Annotated in this window: 14 protein-coding genes; 9 read left to right on the top strand and 5 right to left on the bottom strand. The window is 53.1% G+C overall.

Annotated elements, in window-relative coordinates; genetic code table 11:
- The first annotated feature begins 14 nt into the window (after nt 1-14).
- The 4 genes from ACU6TU_RS09035 (at nt 15) to ACU6TU_RS09020 (ending at nt 4,134) form a co-directional block, all read left to right on the top strand.
- On the top strand, nt 15-1,205 hold the full coding sequence (locus tag ACU6TU_RS09035) for an O-succinylhomoserine sulfhydrylase (RefSeq protein WP_447141111.1): 1,191 nt from the start codon (nt 15-17) through the stop codon (nt 1,203-1,205).
- A gap of 284 nt (nt 1,206-1,489) precedes the next feature.
- The gene (locus ACU6TU_RS09030; RefSeq protein WP_447141110.1) at nt 1,490-2,047 is read left to right on the top strand and encodes a cytochrome b; all 558 of its coding nucleotides are present in this window, start codon (nt 1,490-1,492) and stop codon (nt 2,045-2,047) included.
- A 48-nt stretch (nt 2,048-2,095) separates the two neighbouring features.
- Nucleotides 2,096-2,680 (top strand): YceI family protein, encoded by a 585-nt coding sequence (locus ACU6TU_RS09025; RefSeq protein ID WP_447141109.1) that lies wholly within the window; start codon nt 2,096-2,098, stop codon nt 2,678-2,680.
- A 143-nt stretch (nt 2,681-2,823) separates the two neighbouring features.
- Nucleotides 2,824-4,134, top strand: a complete 1,311-nt coding sequence (locus ACU6TU_RS09020; RefSeq protein WP_447141108.1) for an MATE family efflux transporter — start codon at nt 2,824-2,826, stop codon at nt 4,132-4,134.
- Nucleotides 4,135-4,151: 17 nt separating this feature from the next.
- On the opposite strand, the gene ACU6TU_RS09015 is transcribed toward ACU6TU_RS09020, so the two are convergent.
- The 3 genes from ACU6TU_RS09015 to ACU6TU_RS09005 all read right to left on the bottom strand — a co-directional run bounded on the left by ACU6TU_RS09015 (nt 4,152) and on the right by ACU6TU_RS09005 (nt 7,223).
- Nucleotides 4,152-5,633 carry an NCS2 family permease gene (locus ACU6TU_RS09015; protein WP_447141107.1) on the bottom strand — a complete coding sequence of 494 codons (1,482 nt, stop codon included), beginning with the start codon at nt 5,631-5,633 and terminating at the stop codon, nt 4,152-4,154.
- Nucleotides 5,634-5,743: 110 nt separating this feature from the next.
- Nucleotides 5,744-6,934: an amino acid aminotransferase gene (locus ACU6TU_RS09010; protein WP_447141106.1), complete on the bottom strand. Its 1,191-nt coding sequence runs from the start codon at nt 6,932-6,934 to the stop codon at nt 5,744-5,746.
- A gap of 1 nt (nt 6,935) precedes the next feature.
- Nucleotides 6,936-7,223, bottom strand: a complete 288-nt coding sequence (locus ACU6TU_RS09005) for a 4a-hydroxytetrahydrobiopterin dehydratase (RefSeq protein WP_447144214.1) — start codon at nt 7,221-7,223, stop codon at nt 6,936-6,938.
- A 321-nt stretch (nt 7,224-7,544) separates the two neighbouring features.
- Between ACU6TU_RS09005 and cobA the strand changes: the two genes are divergently transcribed.
- The 5 genes from cobA to glpK all read left to right on the top strand — a co-directional run bounded on the left by cobA (nt 7,545) and on the right by glpK (nt 14,575).
- Entirely contained in the window at nt 7,545-8,357 is an 813-nt protein-coding gene (gene cobA / locus ACU6TU_RS09000) for a uroporphyrinogen-III C-methyltransferase (protein WP_447144213.1), read from the top strand.
- Nucleotides 8,358-8,624: 267 nt separating this feature from the next.
- Entirely contained in the window at nt 8,625-10,169 is a 1,545-nt protein-coding gene (locus tag ACU6TU_RS08995) for a kinesin (protein ID WP_447141105.1), read from the top strand.
- 149 nt (nt 10,170-10,318) lie between these two features.
- On the top strand, nt 10,319-12,142 hold the full coding sequence (locus tag ACU6TU_RS08990) for an SLC13 family permease (RefSeq protein ID WP_447141104.1): 1,824 nt from the start codon (nt 10,319-10,321) through the stop codon (nt 12,140-12,142).
- Nucleotides 12,143-12,200: 58 nt separating this feature from the next.
- The gene (locus ACU6TU_RS08985) at nt 12,201-12,959 is read left to right on the top strand and encodes a DeoR/GlpR family transcriptional regulator (protein ID WP_447141103.1); all 759 of its coding nucleotides are present in this window, start codon (nt 12,201-12,203) and stop codon (nt 12,957-12,959) included.
- 131 nt (nt 12,960-13,090) lie between these two features.
- Nucleotides 13,091-14,575, top strand: coding sequence for a glycerol kinase GlpK (glpK, locus tag ACU6TU_RS08980; RefSeq protein WP_447141102.1), 1,485 nt, complete (start codon nt 13,091-13,093; stop codon nt 14,573-14,575).
- Nucleotides 14,576-14,667: 92 nt separating this feature from the next.
- Here the strand turns inward: glpK and ACU6TU_RS08975 are convergent, their stop codons facing one another.
- Nucleotides 14,668-16,320: a glycerol-3-phosphate dehydrogenase/oxidase gene (locus ACU6TU_RS08975; RefSeq protein ID WP_447141101.1), complete on the bottom strand. Its 1,653-nt coding sequence runs from the start codon at nt 16,318-16,320 to the stop codon at nt 14,668-14,670.
- Between the two features lie 209 nt (nt 16,321-16,529).
- Nucleotides 16,530-18,296 (bottom strand): ABC transporter substrate-binding protein, encoded by a 1,767-nt coding sequence (locus tag ACU6TU_RS08970; protein WP_447141100.1) that lies wholly within the window; start codon nt 18,294-18,296, stop codon nt 16,530-16,532.
- Nucleotides 18,297-18,333 lie beyond the last annotated feature (37 nt).

The following is an 18,333-nucleotide window of genomic DNA, read 5'->3' as shown; positions in this document are numbered from 1 at the left end:
ACAAGGAATCTTTCATGCACGATGATGAGTTAGCCTGGTCACAGGAAACCCTGGCACTTCGTGCGGGTCACGACCGTACTGCAGAGCAGGAACACGCAGAACCGATTTTCCCAACGTCCAGTTTTGTTTACGGGAGTGCTGCTGAAGCTGCGCGCAAATTCAATGGTGAAGAACCGGGCAATGTGTACTCGCGTTTTACCAACCCGACGGTACGAACGTTCGAGCGCCGTTTGGCCGCCCTTGAAGGCGGAGAGCGTTGTGTTGCGACCAGCTCGGGTATGGCCGCGATCCTGTCGACGGCACTGGCGCTGCTATCAACCGGGGACGAAATCGTTGCCTCCCGCTCCCTGTTCGGTTCAACGGTCAGCCTGTTTGATAAGTACCTTGGCAAATTCGGGATTACGACCCGTTATGTGGAACTCTCGGATTTAGCCTCCTGGGAAGCGGCCATCACACCGGCAACAAAACTTCTGTTTGCTGAAACACCATCAAACCCACTGTCTGAAATTGCTGACATACCCGCATTGGCGACACTTGCCAAGCGTCATGGTGCGCTTTTGGCCATTGATAACTGCTTTCTGACACCAGCGCTTCAGCAGCCGCTGGCACTTGGAGCAGATCTGGTGATTCACTCCGCGACCAAATACCTTGATGGCCAGGGGCGGGCTGTCGGCGGTGCTGTGGTGGGCAGTGAATCCCTGCTTGAAGAAGTGTTTGGTGTGGTGCGTACCTGTGGGCCCTGCATGAGCCCTTTTAATGCCTGGATATTTACCAAGGGGCTGGAAACACTGTCTTTACGCATGAAAGCTCACTGTGAGCAGGCGTTGACACTGGCTAGGTGGCTTGAGCAGCATCCTGCCGTCATCAAGGTCTACTACAGCGGGTTGGAAACCCATCCTCAGCACGCTTTGGCCAAGCGACAGCAGTCCGGCTTTGGCGCTGTATTGGGCTTTGAAGTGGTTAATGGACAACAGGGTGCCTGGCAGGTGATTGATGCTACTCGCTTACTTTCCATTACCGGCAATCTGGGCGACGTTAAAACCACGATTACCCATCCCGCGACGACCACTCATGGCCGACTGTCAGAGGCTCAGCGTGACGCGGCCGGGATTACTGACGGTATGATCCGTATCGCGGTGGGGCTCGAAAGTCAGGCCGATATCCAGCACGATCTGGCACGTGGTCTGGATGCATTAGCGCGTTAAGTCGGCACAAACTCTGGCAAAAAACCGGGCCTCCAATCGCCCGGTTTTTTTAGCTCGTTTGTGCAGTACAAGTTGACTGAAACGTTTTTTACGAATGAAGCATTCAGCTTTTTTCAGCGGTTTCTTCCGCGTTAGAACGCTACCATGACGTATCTGAACAACGGCAGGAGAGGGTCTATCCTGCTGTTTTGGAATAGCTCGATTTTTAAGGGCCTGGTTTTTAAGAACCTGGTTTTTAAGAGTCTAGTTTTGAATACGCAAGCATTCACACCAAGGACGTTGCTATGTGGAAAAACAGTCAAACCGGTTGGGGCATAATCACCATCTTCATGCACTGGGTGAGTGCTATCGCTATTATCGGTTTGTTCATCCTCGGTTGGTGGATGACAGGGCTTGGCTACTACGACCCCTGGTATAACCAGGGGCCATGGGTCCATCGTTCGATTGGTATATTACTGTTTGGTTTTATTGTGTTGAGAATGGTCTGGCGTTTATGCCAGCCCACACCGGTCGCCGAAGGCAAACGCTGGGAAGCATTGGCGGCCCATGCAGGCCATATGTTGCTGTATGTTCTACTGTTGTCAGTTTTTATCAGCGGTTATCTAATGTCGACGGCTAAAGGTAGTCCAATCAGTGTGTTCGGTTGGTTTGATGTACCTGCCACCCTTCATGGTTTACCTAACCAGGCGAGTTTGGCGGGTGATATTCACTGGTATAGCGCGCTGGCGCTGATGGTGTTGGCGGCGGGGCATATGCTGGCCGCTTTAAAACACCACTATCGGGATGGCCACACGACCCTTAAACGTATGCTCAGTCCTCGCTATTCCGAGCGTGATGAATAGCAGGAAGCAAATTCAGCAAAAATCAAAACCCACGAAAGGAAGATGATAATGTTCAAGAAAACAGCAATGACCACTGCAATTATCGCGGCAGCACTGGTACCGCTTAGCCAGGCTCAGGCCGACGATTACGTGATTGATACTGAAGGCCAGCACGCATTTGTTCAGTTCAAAATAAGCCATCTGGGCTTTTCCTATATTCTGGGAAGCTTTGAGACGTTTAATGGTGAGTTCCAGTACGATCCTGAAAACCTGGACGCTTCCGCAGTTAACATGGAGATTCAGATTGATAGCCTGAACTCCAACCATGCTGAGCGGGATCGCCATATTCTCAGCGATGATTTCCTCAACGCAGACGAATACCCAACGGCAACCTTTACATCGACAGCGTTTGAAGCAACAGACGAGCAGTCAGGTGTTGTGACCGGGGACCTTACCCTGCATGGTGAAACGCAAAGCATCGAAATGCCTGTTACCCTGATGGGCGAAGGCGAAGACCCCTGGGGCAACTATCGTGCTGGTTTTGAAGGCAGCACTGAACTCGTGCTTGGCGATTTCGGCATCGACATGAGCAGTTTTCCTGAGTCAATGCATACCCTTGAACTTTATGTCACGTTTGAAGGTGTTCGCCAGTAATACGGCTCTGTCATGATACTAGCCACCACTGCTGAATGCGGTGGTGGCTTTTTAGTTTTAATAATTCGAGTTCTGGAGGATGCGTCATCAACATCGCGTCTCAACAGCGTTTAGGTAAAACGCTTTGGCAGCAAACGTGGCCCATGGCGATTGGTGTGCTTGCGTTGCTGGGATTTCAGCTGGTCGATAGTGCCTTTATTGCTCGTTTGGGTACTGCACCGTTGGCAGCACAGTCCTTTACCTTTCCGTTATCATTTTTGATTATTGGCGTGCAGGTGGGGATGGGAATTGCGATTGCTGCGCTCATCTCACGTGCCATCGGCGCAGGTGATGAGGTGCGTGCCAAGCGTCTGGGTAGCCTGGTGCTGATGATAGGCAGCGGCGTTATTGCTCTGCTGGTGATAGTGTTGGGCAGTTTTCAAACTGAAATTTTTGTTCAGCTAGGTGCCGATGGCGCCACGCTTGGCTACATTCACCGTTACTGGTGGCCACAGCTTTTATCCGCTTGGCTGGGCGCTTTACTTTACTTTGTTTACAGCCTGTTTCGTGCCCATGGCGACACGCATCTGCCTGGCAAGATGATGGTGGTCAGCAGTGCTGTCAATCTGGCGCTGGACCCTCTGCTGATTTTTGGTATCGGTTCATGGGAGGGGCTAGGGCTACCCGGCGCTGCCTGGGCAACTGCCATCGCGTTTACAACGGGCTTATTGATTACCGGACGGCGCTTGATGCTACGCCGCTGGTTAAGTGTTACTGGGCTTCGCCAGGAAGCCGGAACCTCGGTTGGCCCTTTTATGCAGATTGCCGGGCCTGCCATGATTGGCCAGTTGATGCCGCCACTGGCTGCAATGCTGGCGATAGCCGTCGTTGCTTCTCTTGGGGAGACGTATGTGGCGGCGTGGGGCTTGGCAAGCCGCCTGGAAACCGTTTCCCTGATGGCCATTCTGGCGTTGACGATGTCATTGCCACCCTGGCTTGGGCGTTGTTATGGCGCGGATGACTGGGGGCAGATTCATCGTTTGATGAGCCTGGCGCTGAAAGTGGCGTTAGTCTGGCAGCTGGGGCTGGGCATATTGCTGGCTATCATTGCGCCATGGGTGGCGGCTGCACTGACCGGTGAAAGGGCCGTCCAGGAAGCATTGACGTTATTGATACGGTTTCTATTGCCCAGTTACGCGGCATTAGGTGTCTGTATGCTGGTTGTTTCAGCGGGTAACGCCCTGGGATGGCCTTTACGCGCCATGTTGCTATCCGCTGCACGACTATTTATCTGCTATTTGCCATGTATCTGGGTAGGGTCTGCGCTGGGCGGGTGGTCAGGAATCGCCATGGGGGCCGCGCTGGGTAATCTACTGGCAGGCATTATGGCCTGGCGTGTGCTGGTTCGCATTCTGTCCAGTCCAAAGCGTCAACCAGAGGATCAGCCTGCCAGCCGTAATTCGATGGCAGGCTGATCACGGTCTGGCATTATTTACGGCTGGCGACGCTGCTGCCATTCGAAATACATCAGCATCGCCGCCATGATCAGATAGCCCATAACGAAATCCGGTGCCGCGTTAAAAGACAGTTTCGGAGCGTGCATCAAGCCGACAAACGAAAAGGCCGCGGCGGTTGCCGCAAAAGCAGCGGCGCGACGGAACTGGTGGTCAATGACCGATACGGTCACCGCCCCCAGGAAAATCGCCATAAACATGGCACCCTGGCCCATAATCACGATGGCATTGGATATGTCGCTGACCACGTCCTCTGCGCCGCGATTGAAGCGCGTCATCACGTAGTTGGCAAAGTAGGGCAGCATGGCGAGTGCGACAGCGGGGTAGTGACGCGTATCATTGGCCTGAAAGGCCGTGGCAATCATGGAAATACCCACAAACACCAGAATCGGCGCTACCACCGAGACGGGAATGATGGCTGCCAGGGCGGCGATCAGACCAAACATGGTCGCAATGGCATAGGCGACACCATTTAGCAGGCTATAGCCGCGTCCAGCTCCCATCCACTTGGCACCTACGGTGGCAATGTACACCGTGGTAGGGAAAACGCCGCCAAACAAGGCGCCTATCATGGTACCGGCTCCATCAACGGCCTGACATTCTCTGACGTCATAGGCGTCGCCCGCCGCTTCCATGGCTTCCACATTGTTCATGGTTTCAATGGCGTTATACAGAGTGATCGGTAAAACCACGGTTAACACGGCGAGCATGCCGGTAAACAGCAAGCTCATGCCTTCATACCAGGCAAGATTAGGTAACAACGGGTAAAAGCCGAGGTGCGTGAAGGCATCACTAAAGCGTTCGCTGCCTGCATCGCCAATGACATAGGCCATTAACGTGCCGATGATAATGGCAAAAAGCGAGGTAGGTAGGCGAAATGGCATGCTGACCCGAGCGACCAGCCCGACAATAATCAGCGTTAACACCACCAAGCCAATGATCGGCATTTCCAATGTTTTGAACAGCATTTCACCGGCGATAAACGTTAATGCCACACCGGCAACAGCGCCCAGCATGGCAGCGCGAGGCAAGTGATGCTGCACCCATCGCCCAATGAAGCTGATAGAGGTTTCTATGGCGCCGCTGATAAAACAGGCCGCTACGGCAATTTTCCAGGCTAATTCGGCATCCCCCGTGAGCTGTTTGGCGGGTAATAGCACGCCAAACAGGAAAACAAACATGACCGGGGTGGAAATGCCGTAGGAAAGCGCCGTCACATCATTGCGGTTTTCCTTACGGGCCAGGCGTGAAGCGCTCCAGGCGTAGTAGAAATTCCCCGCCATAACGGCAACTGCCGCGCCGGGTAGCACCTGGCCGTAAACAATATCAGCAGGAAACCCCATTCCCAGCATGGTGATGGCGATAATCACAAAGTTGGCAATGTTGTTCTGAAAAAGGGCAAAGAAAGCGTCAGTGTCTTCTTTCTTGTACCAGGGGTAAGGGGTTCTGGCAGCCGACATTGGTAGCCTCGTCGTTTAGATGCGGAAGGTGGGTATAACGCTGGATAGATGGCATATAACGTAAAAACGCCCGAGACAGTCTCGGGCGTTTTTTCCTGCGGGTGTCGTACTTATTCGTTGACGGCGGCAATGGCCTTGGCAAGGTAAGGCAGATTTTCATGCGAGAAGCCGGCGACGTTAGCGCGGCCTGAACGGACCATGTAAATCCCGAATTCATCGCGCAGACGATCAACCTGTTCAGGCGTCAGCCCTGTGTAAGAGAACATACCCTGCTGTTCGGCAACACAGGCATATTTCTGGTCGAGGCCGTAAGGCTTTAGTGCTTCCACAAAATCGCGACGCAAGGTGTTAATCCGGTCACGCATTTCGGTGAGCTCTTCACGCCACATGGCAGACAGTTCTGCGTCATGAAGAATCTCGCTGACAATGGCGCTGCCATGAGCTGGCGGGTTGGAATAGTTCTCACGGGCCACAATGGCAATCTGTGAGCGAACATTTTCCATCTGCTCCGTATCTTTTGCCACCATGATCAGGCAGCCAGTACGCTCACAATAGATACCGAAATTCTTCGAGCACGAGCTGGTGATGATGACCTCATCGAGCTGTTCCGCCATCAGGCGAACACCATAGGCATCTTCATCCAGCCCGGCGCCGAAGCCCTGATAAGCAAAATCGATCAATGGCAGCAGGCTACGCTCGCGAACCACTTCCAGCACGCTTTGCCACTGCTGCTGGGAAAGATCAAAACCGGTCGGGTTGTGGCAGCAGGCGTGTAGCACGACAACGTCACCCTGCGGAATCTGTTTTAGCGCTGCCAGCATGCCGTCAAAATCCAGACGGTTATCCGCATCGACATACGGATATTTCTGAAGCTTGATGCCAGCCGCAGAGAAAATGCCCAGGTGGTTGGGCCAGGTCGGATCGCTGACCCAGATACCTTTATCTGGCAGCTGTGCCGCAATAAAGTCTGCGGCAAGGCGAAGTGCGCCGGTGCCACCGGGAGACTGCGTCGCGCTGGCACGCTTGGCTTCCAATACAGGAGATTCTGCACCCAACACCATTGGCAGCACGGCATTGCCGTATTCAGGCGCGCCATGCGAACCAATATAGGTTTTGGTCGTTTCATTCTTGAGCAGGCGAGCTTCCGCTTCCTTGACGGCACGCATCACTGGCGTATTGCCCTGTGAATCGCGATAGACCCCTACGCCAAGGTCAACCTTCTGGGGATTGGTATCTTTTTTGAAAGCTTCGATCAGCCCAAGAATGGCATCTCCAGGGACTCGCTCAATATGCTCAAACATTTTAGTTGGCTACCTCGTCAGTTTTGGCGGCAAGAATGAAATCGTTTTGACACAGACCGCCCATATCGTGTGACCACCAGGTCACGGTTGTACTACCCCATTGAGTCGTAATCATGGGGTGATGCCCCGCCTGCTCAGCCAACTCGCCTACTCGTTGAGTGAAGGCCAAAGCACCGGCAAAGTCATTAAAGGCAAAACGGCGTGTCAGCTTCATGATGCCATCGCGGTCGATAATCTGCCACTCTGGAAGCGTTTCTGCTGCTTTCTGCAGGCAGGCGTCCAGGGTCATGAGGGTAGCTGGCTGGCTGGAGGACTGTTCGCTATGAGTCATGGTCAACTCCTTAAACACTAGGAATGAAGAACCTGAAATGAATCAGGCATTAACAACAATCAGTCACACAGGAATGCATGCTTATTCCTGTGTTGAATATAAATCTTATTATATATTCTTTTTTATTCTTTACAATAAAGGCTAACGTGGCCTTTTATAGCTCTTTTTTTATAGCTCTTTCTTGATGTGAGGTATGGGGTGTCGTTTCCAGAGAGTACCTGTGTAGATCGTACCTGTGTAGATCGTACCGGTTTAGGTCGAACCTGTTTTTTAGATCGTATTCCAGCACAGCGCCCTGGGAGTGTCAGTCTCGTCGGTGCTGGGCCGGGAGACCCTGAGCTGCTGACGCTTAAAGCCTATCGGCGAATTCTATCGGCCGATGTGGTTCTTTATGATCGTCTGGTGAGCGAAGAAATTCTGGCGCTGATCCCTGCCGATGCCAACAAGTATTATGTTGGTAAAGCCCACTCTAATCACAGCGTAGCACAGGAAGGCATTAATCAGGCATTAGTGGACTGGGCACTGGCGGGTCGCACGGTTGTTCGTCTGAAAGGGGGAGACCCATTTATTTTTGGGCGGGGTGGCGAAGAAATGGAAACATTGGTCAGCCACAATATCAGCGTAGAAGTGATCCCAGGCATCACCGCCGCTTCCGGCTGCGCCGCTTATGCCGGAATTCCCCTTACCCATAGAGACTACGCGCAATCGGTGCGCTTTGTGACAGGGCACCTGAAACACGGTGGAGAACTGGACTGGCCTTGTCTGGCACAGCCAGGCCAGACACTGGTGTTTTACATGGGGCTTGGCAACCTGGAAACGATCTGCTCATCTCTGGTTGCGCATGGTTTGTCTGCGCAGACACCAATGGCTTTGATTTCTCAGGGAACTACCCGTCATCAGCGTGTTCACACAGGTACGCTCTCATCGCTCCCGAAGGGATATTATCGTGGTGAAGTGACATCGCCCTCACTGCTGGTGGTTGGCGGTGTCGTGGCGCTTAACGCCAACTTGAACTGGTTTGATCCCATCAACGCCGGTGCGTCAGGGTATAGCAATGGCCATCATCCGCCACCAAGGTCATGTGCACTTTAACGCAGGAAAGGTTGATTGTCTGTGCAAGGATTAATTGCCTTTGCAGGAGTGAGTGAAAGGCGAGGTTGCAGGTGGCGATTGAAGAGCGAAATGGGCCTGGAATGGTCCAAACGTAAGAGAATTTAACGTTAAGCGCTTCCTTGTGACTAGCCAGCGCCGCACAGCTGTGTATGCTGTAAGGGTAACGCTTTTTTCGTTTGCCAATCACCGTTCGCTGCCATGCCTTGTTGCATTAACGAGCAGCGCCCACGAGAGAGAGAAGCATCCATGTCAGATACTAACAATTCTTCTGATAACCAGTCTTCCGATAAGAACAGCCACACGTCAGCCAATACATCGGGTGCCGCTCCAGCGCCTGCTGCTAAGCCTGATATGACAACTCTGATGAAGGATAACCGGGTGAGAGGTATTGCCGGTATCGCGGCAATAGCGGTGATCTGGGCAGTCATTGCTCAATCCAGCGCGGGGTCTCGTGCAGATCGCATTGATATGGTAGAAGGCCAGCTCGCAGAGGCTGAACAATCTCGCCAGGAGTTGAGGTCCGAGCTTTCCGAGGTAGAAGAAGCCGAGCTTAATCTGTCGGCCATGCAGGAAGAAATGGCCGCATTGGAAGAGCAGCAGGCGAGTGCGCAGGAAAATCTGTCATCGATTCAAGCCTCCATTACCGAAGCGGAAGATGCACTGGCATCGCTGAACGAGCAGCGTGAGTCGCTAGAACAGGAAATTGCCTCGCTGACCAGCGACATTGAGACACGGCAAGCCAGTCTTGAAGAGCTTAATAGCGAGCTTGCCCAGGTGGAACAGGCACGTGACGAGGCAGAGGCAGCCCGCCAGGAAGCTGAAAAAGCACGTCAGTCAGCAGAAAGTGCCCGCCAGGAAGCCGAGCAAGCACGTCAGCAGGCGGAAGACGAGCGTCAGGCAGCGGTAGAAGCACGTAAGCAGGCGGAAGCTGATATGGAAGGCCTCAACACCCAGATTGAGGAAGCTAATGGCCAGCTTGAAGCACTTCAGGAAGAAATTTCCACGATTGAGCAGGAACGGAATGCGCTGGTAGAAGAGCGCGACACCCTGACCAATGAGCGCGATGCGTTACAGTCAGAAATTGAAGGTTTGACCGCTCAGCGTGAAGAAGAGCAGGCAAGCCTTGAAGAAGCCCGTACCGAGTTCAACGATCTACAGGTTGCCCTGGAAATCGGTCGGGAAGAGCTGGGCACTGTTAACAGCAATATTGATCAGCGTGAAGCACAGCTTGAGCGTTTGGAAATGCAGCTGCAGAACTGGCGTGAAGAGCTGAGCACGTTGGAATCACGTCTGGCAGAGGTTGACGATACCGCTCAAGGCGATGTGCCGGCCCTGGCCGCTGAGGCATCAAGCACTGAAAGCAGCAGCACTGATGCGTCTAGTGCGCAAACGCAAGAAGACGATAATGCCGCTCAGGAATCTGACGGTGCTGCACAAGAAGCTGGCAGTGCTCAGGAATCTGACGGTGCTTCACAAGAGGCTGACAGTGCTCAGGAAACCGACGGTGCTGCACAAGAAGCTGACAGCGCTCAGGAATCTGACGGTGCTGAACAAGAGGCTGACAGTGCTCAGGAATCTGACGGTGCTGAACAAGAGGCTGACAGCGCTCAGGAAACCGATGGTGCTTCACAAGAGACAGATACCACTCAGGAAGCTGGTGGTGCCGCACAGGAAGCTGACACTGAAAACTCTGAGACAGACAGCGCTGACGAAGAAGCCGCTGCTGACGATCAGGAGGCCAGCGAGCAGAACACTGAAAGCGAAGACGCGATGGCTGAAACTGAAGCCTAGTCATCACTGAGCTGACGACGCTGGGTAATGTCACGTCACACTGACCTGACACAAAATACCCATCATAGCGACAGAGAGCGGGCATCTGCATTGCGCAGGTGCCCGCTTTTTGCTTACTCTCATGATGACCTCCTGAAAGTGGATACCGCATGGAAAACAGTCTGTTGACGACAAGCCTGGCTTCTCTGACGCCCAGCACCCTGGTGTTTGGCGTGTTGGGTCTTACCCTGATGGCTTTTATCTGGGGACGTTTTCGGTATGACCTGGTGGCTCTGGCAGCGCTGTTAGGTTCTGTCATGTTGGGTCTGGTGCCAGCACAGGAGGCGTTCAGTGGTTTTGGGCATCCAGCCGTCATTACCGTAGCGGCAGTACTGGTTCTAAGCCGTGGGTTTGAGCGTTCTGGTGTGGTGGATCTTATTGCTGATCAAGTGTTGAAAGTGGGTGAAAGACTGTTACTGCAGCTGGCTGTGTTGGTCGGCACCGTGGTCGTGCTTTCCGGTGTGATGAACAACGTAGGCGCACTGGCCTTGTTATTACCTGTCGCCATGCGTCTTGCCCGCGAACACAATACGTCACCTTCCTTACTATTAATGCCGCTGGCGTTTGGTTCGCTGCTGGGGGGATTGACGACACTGATTGGAACGCCGCCGAACATCATTATTTCCAGTTATCGCGGCAACCTCACGGGTGAAACGTTCAGTATGTTCAGTTTTTTCCCCGTGGGCGCAGCGGTGGCGCTGGCCGGGCTGCTGTTCATTGTATTGATTGGTTGGCGCCTGACCCCTAAGCGCGCCGGTAAAGCGTCAACACAAGACATGTTTGATACCGCCCTCTACCTGGTTGAACTGCAGATTAATGAAGATGCCAAGGCTAATGGCCTTACGCTGCAACAACTACGTAACGAGCTTGACGAGTCGTTGCCGATTCTTGCCGTGTTACGCGGTGATAAGCGACACCCCGGGACAGCGTTTTATGGTGCCTTGCAGGTGGATGATATTTTGCTGCTAGAGGCTGAACCAGAAGAGCTGAAGTTGCTTGAAGATAAACTGGGGCTCAGTGTGCTTGGCGTCAAGGATGACGCAGAAAGCGAAGCAAACAAGACCGAAGTAGATACTGAAGGGTTGCAGTTAGTCGAAGCTGTGGTGCGCACCGATTCGATGATGATTAATCGCAGCGTACGCCAGCTCAGGTTGCATCATCAGTTTGATCTGCATCTGGTGGCGGTTGCCCGAGATGGTGAACGTCTTAAGCAGCGTTTGCGGGATGTTCGCTTTCAATCGGGCGATGTGTTGCTCTTCCAGGGCGATGAGGATGAAATGCATGAAAACCTGGCGACCTTAGGTTGCCTGCCGTTGGCCAATCGAGCATTGCAGTTGGGGCAACCACGGAAACTACTGCTTTCCATCGGCATTTTTGCATTGGCTATCATGGCGATGCTGATGGACTTGCTGCCCGCCGCTGTCGCACTAAGCTCAGCCGCTCTGATATCGCTACTGATTGGTATTTTGCCGTTGCGTGAAGGGTATCAGGCGATAGACGGCCCGGTTATTGTCTTGCTGGGAGCGATGATCCCAGTAGGCCAGGCATTGGAAACCAGCGGAGGTGCCGCTCTGATTGCCGATAACCTCTTGCTGCTGGGGAGCGGTTGGCCGGTACCGATTACGCTGGTTGGGCTTTTTCTGCTCTGCATGCTGCTCTCCAACGTGATCAACAATGCCGCCGCCGCCCTGTTGATGGCGCCTATTGCAACCAGCCTGGCACGAGGGTTTGACGCTTCGCTTGACCCATTCCTGATGGTGGTGGCGGTGAGTGCCTCGTGTGCATTTCTGACGCCGATTGGCCATCAATCCAATACGCTGGTGCTTGGTCCGGGAGGGTACCGGTTCAGCGACTACTGGAAGCTTGGCTTGCCACTTTCGATAGTGGTTATGCTGGTCGCTATACCAATGATTCTGTGGCGATGGCCTATCTAAACAGGAAAATTTTGCTACGCTTGCTGCTTAAAAGCGAACATAACAAACAGGCCAGGTTATGAACCAACACTTCCGGCAAGATGCTATTGTGGAACTTGTACGCCAGCACGGCTACGTCAGCATTGAGCAGTTGACAGAGCATTTTGCGGTGACGCCTCAAACCATTCGGCGTGATCTGAATACGCTGGCGGATGAAGGGAGGATTCGCCGGGTGCATGGTGGGGCCGGCATAGAGTCAAGTACCGTCAACACGGCCTACAGCACCCGTAAAACTTTGCACCTGGAAGAAAAAGAACGGATTGCGCGTCGTCTGGCATCCAGTATTCCTGATCATTCTTCGCTATTTATTAATATTGGCACCAGTAACGAGATTATCGCCCAAGCACTTTTGGAGCATCGCGGGCTGGAGATTATTACCAATAACTTAAGCGTGGCGGCCATTTTGCAGCACAAGGAAGACTTCACCGTTATCGTTGCGGGCGGGCAGGTGCGCTCCAGAGACGGGGGGATTATTGGTGAGGCCACCATTGATTTCATTAATCAGTTTAAGGTCGACTACGGCATTATCGGTATCAGTGGCATTGATGAAGATGGCTCTTTACTGGAATTTGACTACCAGGAAGTGAGAGTTGCACAAGCCATTATTGCCAATTCACGGCGAGTCTACCTGGCGGCTGACTTCTCCAAGTTTCACCGTAACCCTGTGGTGCGTCAGGGCAATATTGCCCAACTGGACGCCTTGTTCACGGACCGCCAGCCACCTGAGTCCATCATGCAACTACTGACCCAGCACGATGTAGCACTGCATATTGCCTGATCGATATTGATGGCAAGCTAAAAAGCTCTGATATTGAAAGAACCTGCACTTTCGGACTTGAGCCTTTGAAAGCGGTAAAGTAGCCTTGCAATGTAATAAAACGAAAACCAACAAAACAAAGCGAAACTACCATGTCATCTTATATACTCGCCATTGATCAAGGCACTACCAGCTCACGTGCCATTCTGTTTGATCGTCAGGGTCAGGTTGTTAGTGTGGCCCAACAGGAATTTCCGCAACATTTCCCCCATGACGGCTGGATTGAGCATAACCCGGACGATATTTGGGAAAGTGTGCTTGATACCTGTCGTAATGTGATAGCCAAAGCCAATATCGACATTCAACAAATTTCTGGCGTCGGGATTACCAATCAGCGTGAAACCACCATTGTGTGGGACCGTAAAACCGGTAAACCAATTTACAATGCCATTGTCTGGCAGGACCGTCGTACCTCTGATATTTGTGAAACCTTACGTGACCAGGGGCATACACAGACGGTACAAGCCAGTACCGGTTTATTGATTGATCCTTATTTTTCGGCAACAAAAATCGCTTGGGTGTTGGATAATGTAGACGGTGCCCGTGAGCGGGCAGAGCGTGGAGAGCTGGCGTTTGGCACCGTGGACAGCTTCCTTATCTGGCGTTTGACCAACGGTCAACGGCACGTCACGGATGCCACCAATGCTTCACGTACAGCACTTTTCAATATTCACCGTCAGGAATGGGATGACGAGTTGCTCTCGCTGTTTCGTATTCCTGCTAGTCTGCTTCCCGAGGTCAAGGATTCCAGCGATGACTTTGGCACTCTGGCCAAACAGTGGTTGGGGGCTGAACTGCCGATTGCCGGTGTTGCCGGAGACCAGCAAGCCGCGTTATTTGGTCAGGCATGCTTCACGCCGGGTATGGGCAAAAGCACCTATGGCACCGGCTGTTTCATGATCGTCAATACCGGCGACGAACCGGCGACGTCACGTAACCGCTTATTGACCACAGTGGGGTATCGCCTGAACGGTAAGCCAACGTACGCCATGGAAGGCAGTATTTTTGTTGCCGGTGCCACAATGCAGTGGCTGCGTGATGGCCTTAACCTGTTTGCGGATGCAGCGGAAACCGAAGCTCTGGCCAAAGAGACTCGGGCAGGGCACAGCGTGTATCTGGTGCCTGCTTTTACAGGCCTGGGCGCTCCCCACTGGGACCCCAAGGCTCGCGGTGCCATCTTAGGGTTAACCCGAGATACCGGCATTGCCGAAATCGTCGCGGCAGGCCTGCAGGCTGTGTGCTATCAGACCCGTGACCTGCAGAACTGCATGAATGATGATATGTCAGCCACACCAGGCAGATTGCGCGTGGATGGGGGGATGGTCAGGAACAACTGGGTCATGCAGTTTCTTGCCGATATGCTGGGTGTGGACGTTGACCGGCCAGCCGTGCTGGAAACCACGGCATTAGGCGCCGCGTATCTGGCGGGGTTACGGTTGGGCTGGTACAAGAGCCTCGATGAAATTCAACAGCTATGGCAGTGCGAATCGAGTTTTACGCCGACAATGGATGAAACCACGCGAGAAACCTTGTATCAAGGCTGGCAGGATGCTGTCGCACGGGTAAAATCCAACTAGTAAGATAGGTAGAGCTCATCGAATAGATAGCAACCAAAAACCCCACTGGCATTAATAAATGCCAGTGGGGTTTTTATCTATATAAAGGCTGTTTAAGCACTGGCGACTGGCTGGTCGCTATCAGTAAAACGCGCTGTATCCGGCACCTTGTCAAAGTATTCATTGAATTGCTCATCCGCCTGATCGCCAAATAACATGCGGCAGGCTTCTTTCAAGCCTTCTGAATGGCGAAGCTCGTCATGCGAGACCACCAGCGAGACTTTGGCTCGACGCCGCAGGAAATCGTCCAATTTGGTGATCATTTCACTGCGGTGTGTCTGGCGCAGCTCACAGCGGATATATTCGGTGCCCTCAATCAGCAGTTCAGCTTCCCGCGGGTCCTGGCGAATCTGTTCAAGCATGTCCAGCGACTGGGCCGCGTAGCGTCGCCATAACCGCTTGCTAAGTGGCTCAGACGATGTCGTCGGTGTCATGGCATCCAGCCCCATACGCTCTGCCTGCTGAATGAATTCATGTTTCACGGCTTCAGGCGGTTCGCCATACCATTTGTAATCGGGGAAGGGAATGTCCACGCCCAGATTGCGAACTTCATCGGTAATTTCATCGCCGACATTCAAGCAGTCAGTTAATTTGCCGCCGAATATACTGATATGTGCACTTTCCGGGTTGGTGTCGACCACATGTTTACGTGATATTTGCAGGAAATCCCGTTTGTTGCCCTGGCTGGCTTTAATTGCCAGAGGGCGCACGCCACAGCGGGTAGAAATAATATCGGCCGTTGTGATGGGCTTTTCCAGCGTCAGTCGTGTATTGATGTTTTCCAAGACAAAATCAATATCTTCCTGGGTGACATCGACTTCCGGATTCTCCATTTGAGTATCCGTGGTGCCAATGCAGGTACGATTGCCCATGGGAATAACAAAAAACAGTCGACCATCGTTGGCAAAAAATGCCAGTACGCGTTTGGAGTCGGTCAGCTGCGGCACAATGAGATGAATCCCTTTGGAATACACGTGCTGGTGCTCGGTTTTCTGTCCGGTCAAGTTGTTGTGCTGATCTACCCAGGGGCCTGCGGCGTTGACGAGCACCTTGGCGCGGATAGGGAAGGTGGTCCCATCAATCACATTACGTGCCTGAACGGTCCAGTGGCCATTTTCAAAGCTGGCACCACTGGATTCCACATAATTGGCAATGCTGGCCCCATAATCGATGGCGTGACGAATGAAGTTAAAGACAAAGCGCGCGTCGTTGTCATGCAAAATGGCATCGGAGTACTCGAAGCCCCCGACGGCATTTTCGGTATTGATAATTGGTTCGGCGGTTTTAATCCCTTTGGACGTAAACAGCTTGGGAATTTTGGTAAACGCATTACCCATCAACCAGTAAAGCCAGGTGCCCGCGTAGAGATAACCGGGGTGATGGCGGAACCCTTTGCTGATGGTAGTTAGAAAACGAATCTCCTCCACAGTGGAAGGATAGTTTTTGATTAAATGATTACGGCTTTTGCATAATTTACGCACCAGGCCGAAATCCTTACTCTCCATATACTTAATGCCGCCCCAAACCAGATTGGAGGAGTGCATGCTGGTACTGCCAGCAAAATCACCGCGGTCGATCAGACCTACCTTGGCCCCTTTGCCTGCCAGCGCTGCGGCTGCTGAGGCACCGTTGATTCCACCGCCGATGATCAGGACGTCGAAATCGTCGTTAGCCAGCTTATCAAGGTTGCTATTGCGAAGTTTCATAAGTGACCCATTGCTGAATAGAAATAGCCTCGTTTTGCCCAACGAAGGCAAGGTTTTCCGTTTGAGCATCCGTGCGTTGGTAAAAGCGGCTCTCTGGCAAAAGTAGCTCGCCTGGAGAGCCGCAAAGTAAAACTCAAGCTGGTGTCATACAAAAACCAGCGTTTTGCGCTTAATGGCTGGCGAACCCCTTGGGGTTCGCCATGCAGGTATTAGCGCGATCCTGCTGACATCCATGCTTCCATCATTTCTTCATAGGGAATGGTTTCTCCCTGAGGCATTTCGTTATCGAGCTTCGCTTTGGGTGAGCCTTCCATGTTCAACCAGTACTCGGGGTCGCGCTCTTCGTTAAGGCTTGGCGCGTAGGTTTCAAATACATTGGCGCGAGCCAAGCGGTGCATGGTGTTATCCATGTCGGCGGCGAGGCTATCCAGCCCTTCCTGAGCGGAGACTTCACCGCTCATGACGGGCGCCAGGTTCTGCCACCACAGCGGTGCCATACGCGGATAGTCAGGTACGTTGGTGCCGGTTGGCGTCCAGTTGGATTCGTTGGGGCTGCGGTAGAACTCCACCAGGCCGCCCAGTTTGGGTGCCATTTCGGTCATCTGGTCAGAAAAGATGTCAGATTCACGAATCGGTGTGAGGCCAGCGATGAGTTTTTCCAACGAGGTGCTCTTGGCAACGGTGAACTGCGCGAACAGCCAGGCGGCCGTACGGCGGTCTTCCGGGGTAGAGTCAAAGAAGGTCCAGCCGCCTACATCCTGATAGCCGACTTTCATGCCTTCTTCCCAATACGGGCCAGTGGGAGACGGCGCCATACGCCACAGCGGGTTGCCTTCATCGTCGGTCACTGCGACAGCGGGATCGGTCATGTCCGCAGTGAAGGCGGTGTACCAGAATATTTGCTGGGCAATATGACCCTGTGACGGTACCGGGCCAGCTTCACCAAAGGTCATGCCCTGGGCTTCGGGGGGCGCATAGTCGCCAAGCCAGTCAACGGCTTTCTGCATTGCAAAGACAGAGGCAGGCGAATTAGTGGCACCGCCACGGCTGACGCTGGCACCCACCGGCTGGCTGTCTTCATTGACCCGGATACCCCAGTCATCCACCGGGTTGCCGGAAGGAACGCCCGGGCTACCCATGCCTGCCATGGAAAGCCAGGAGTCATGGAAGCGCCAGCCTAGTGATGGGTCGCGACGGCCATAATCCATATGTCCGTACACCTTGGTGCCGTCGATTTCGCCAACGTGCTCGCTAAAGAATTCGGCAATATCTTCGTAGGCCGTCCAGTTGGTCGGTACGCCCAGATCGTAACCATAGATGTCGCGGAACTGCTCCTGGAAATCTTCGCGCTGGAACCAGTCATAGCGGAACCAGTAGAGGTTGGCAAACTGCTGGGTTGGCAGCTGGAAAAGGCTGCCATCCGGACCGGTGCCGTACTGCAGGCCGATAAAGTCATCCAGGTCGAGTGTTGGCAGCGTGTAATCTGCCCACTCGTTTTCCATGGCATTGCTCAGGTTGATGGTGGTGCCATAGCGGATATGTGTGCCAATCGCATCAGTATCGTTGACGAAACCATCATAGATGCTGTTTCCCGACTGCATCTGGTTCTGCATGGTATCGACCACATCACCTTCACCGATAATGTTGTGGGTAATATTGATGCCGGTTAGTTCACCAAAGGCTTCGGCCAGCACTTCACTTTCATACACGTGCGTGGTCAGGCCTTCCGCAACGGTTTGAATGTCCATGCCGCGGAAGGGCTCGGCAGCTTCGGCAAACCACACCAGCTCTTCAATCTGCTCTTCACGAGAGAGAGTCGAATTTTGGAAATGTTCGTCGACCAGACGTTCGGCAATGGCGCGAGCATCGTGGTTATCGGCGAATAGAGACCCTGACGCAAGCATTAAACTTGCTGCCAGCGTGGTGAGTTTGAATCCACTGACGTTGACGTGCTTTTTGAAATTATTGTGTTGCATGATGACCTCGTTTTACGTTGAGGAGTTATCAACCAGA

This window comes from Halomonas sp. LS-001, assembly GCF_052983955.1.
Note: the sequence above shows the minus strand (reverse complement) of the source record. Positions and strands in the feature narration are given on the sequence as shown.

What these genes read in the sequence shown, in the direction of transcription:
- ACU6TU_RS08990 (WP_447141104.1), top strand. Translation starts at nt 10,319, where the DNA reads ATGGAAAACAGTCTGTTGACGACAAGCCTGGCTTCTCTGACGCCCAGC.
- ACU6TU_RS09015 (WP_447141107.1), bottom strand. Translation starts at nt 5,633, where the DNA reads ATGTCGGCTGCCAGAACCCCTTACCCCTGGTACAAGAAAGAAGACACT.
- ACU6TU_RS09035 (WP_447141111.1), top strand. Translation starts at nt 15, where the DNA reads ATGCACGATGATGAGTTAGCCTGGTCACAGGAAACCCTGGCACTTCGT.
- ACU6TU_RS09030 (WP_447141110.1), top strand. Translation starts at nt 1,490, where the DNA reads ATGTGGAAAAACAGTCAAACCGGTTGGGGCATAATCACCATCTTCATG.
- ACU6TU_RS09025 (WP_447141109.1), top strand. Translation starts at nt 2,096, where the DNA reads ATGTTCAAGAAAACAGCAATGACCACTGCAATTATCGCGGCAGCACTG.
- ACU6TU_RS09020 (WP_447141108.1), top strand. Translation starts at nt 2,824, where the DNA reads ATGGCGATTGGTGTGCTTGCGTTGCTGGGATTTCAGCTGGTCGATAGT.
- ACU6TU_RS08995 (WP_447141105.1), top strand. Translation starts at nt 8,625, where the DNA reads ATGTCAGATACTAACAATTCTTCTGATAACCAGTCTTCCGATAAGAAC.
- ACU6TU_RS08985 (WP_447141103.1), top strand. Translation starts at nt 12,201, where the DNA reads ATGAACCAACACTTCCGGCAAGATGCTATTGTGGAACTTGTACGCCAG.
- ACU6TU_RS09005 (WP_447144214.1), bottom strand. Translation starts at nt 7,223, where the DNA reads ATGACCCTGGACGCCTGCCTGCAGAAAGCAGCAGAAACGCTTCCAGAG.
- glpK (WP_447141102.1), top strand. Translation starts at nt 13,091, where the DNA reads ATGTCATCTTATATACTCGCCATTGATCAAGGCACTACCAGCTCACGT.
- ACU6TU_RS08970 (WP_447141100.1), bottom strand. Translation starts at nt 18,296, where the DNA reads ATGCAACACAATAATTTCAAAAAGCACGTCAACGTCAGTGGATTCAAA.
- ACU6TU_RS08975 (WP_447141101.1), bottom strand. Translation starts at nt 16,320, where the DNA reads ATGAAACTTCGCAATAGCAACCTTGATAAGCTGGCTAACGACGATTTC.
- ACU6TU_RS09010 (WP_447141106.1), bottom strand. Translation starts at nt 6,934, where the DNA reads ATGTTTGAGCATATTGAGCGAGTCCCTGGAGATGCCATTCTTGGGCTG.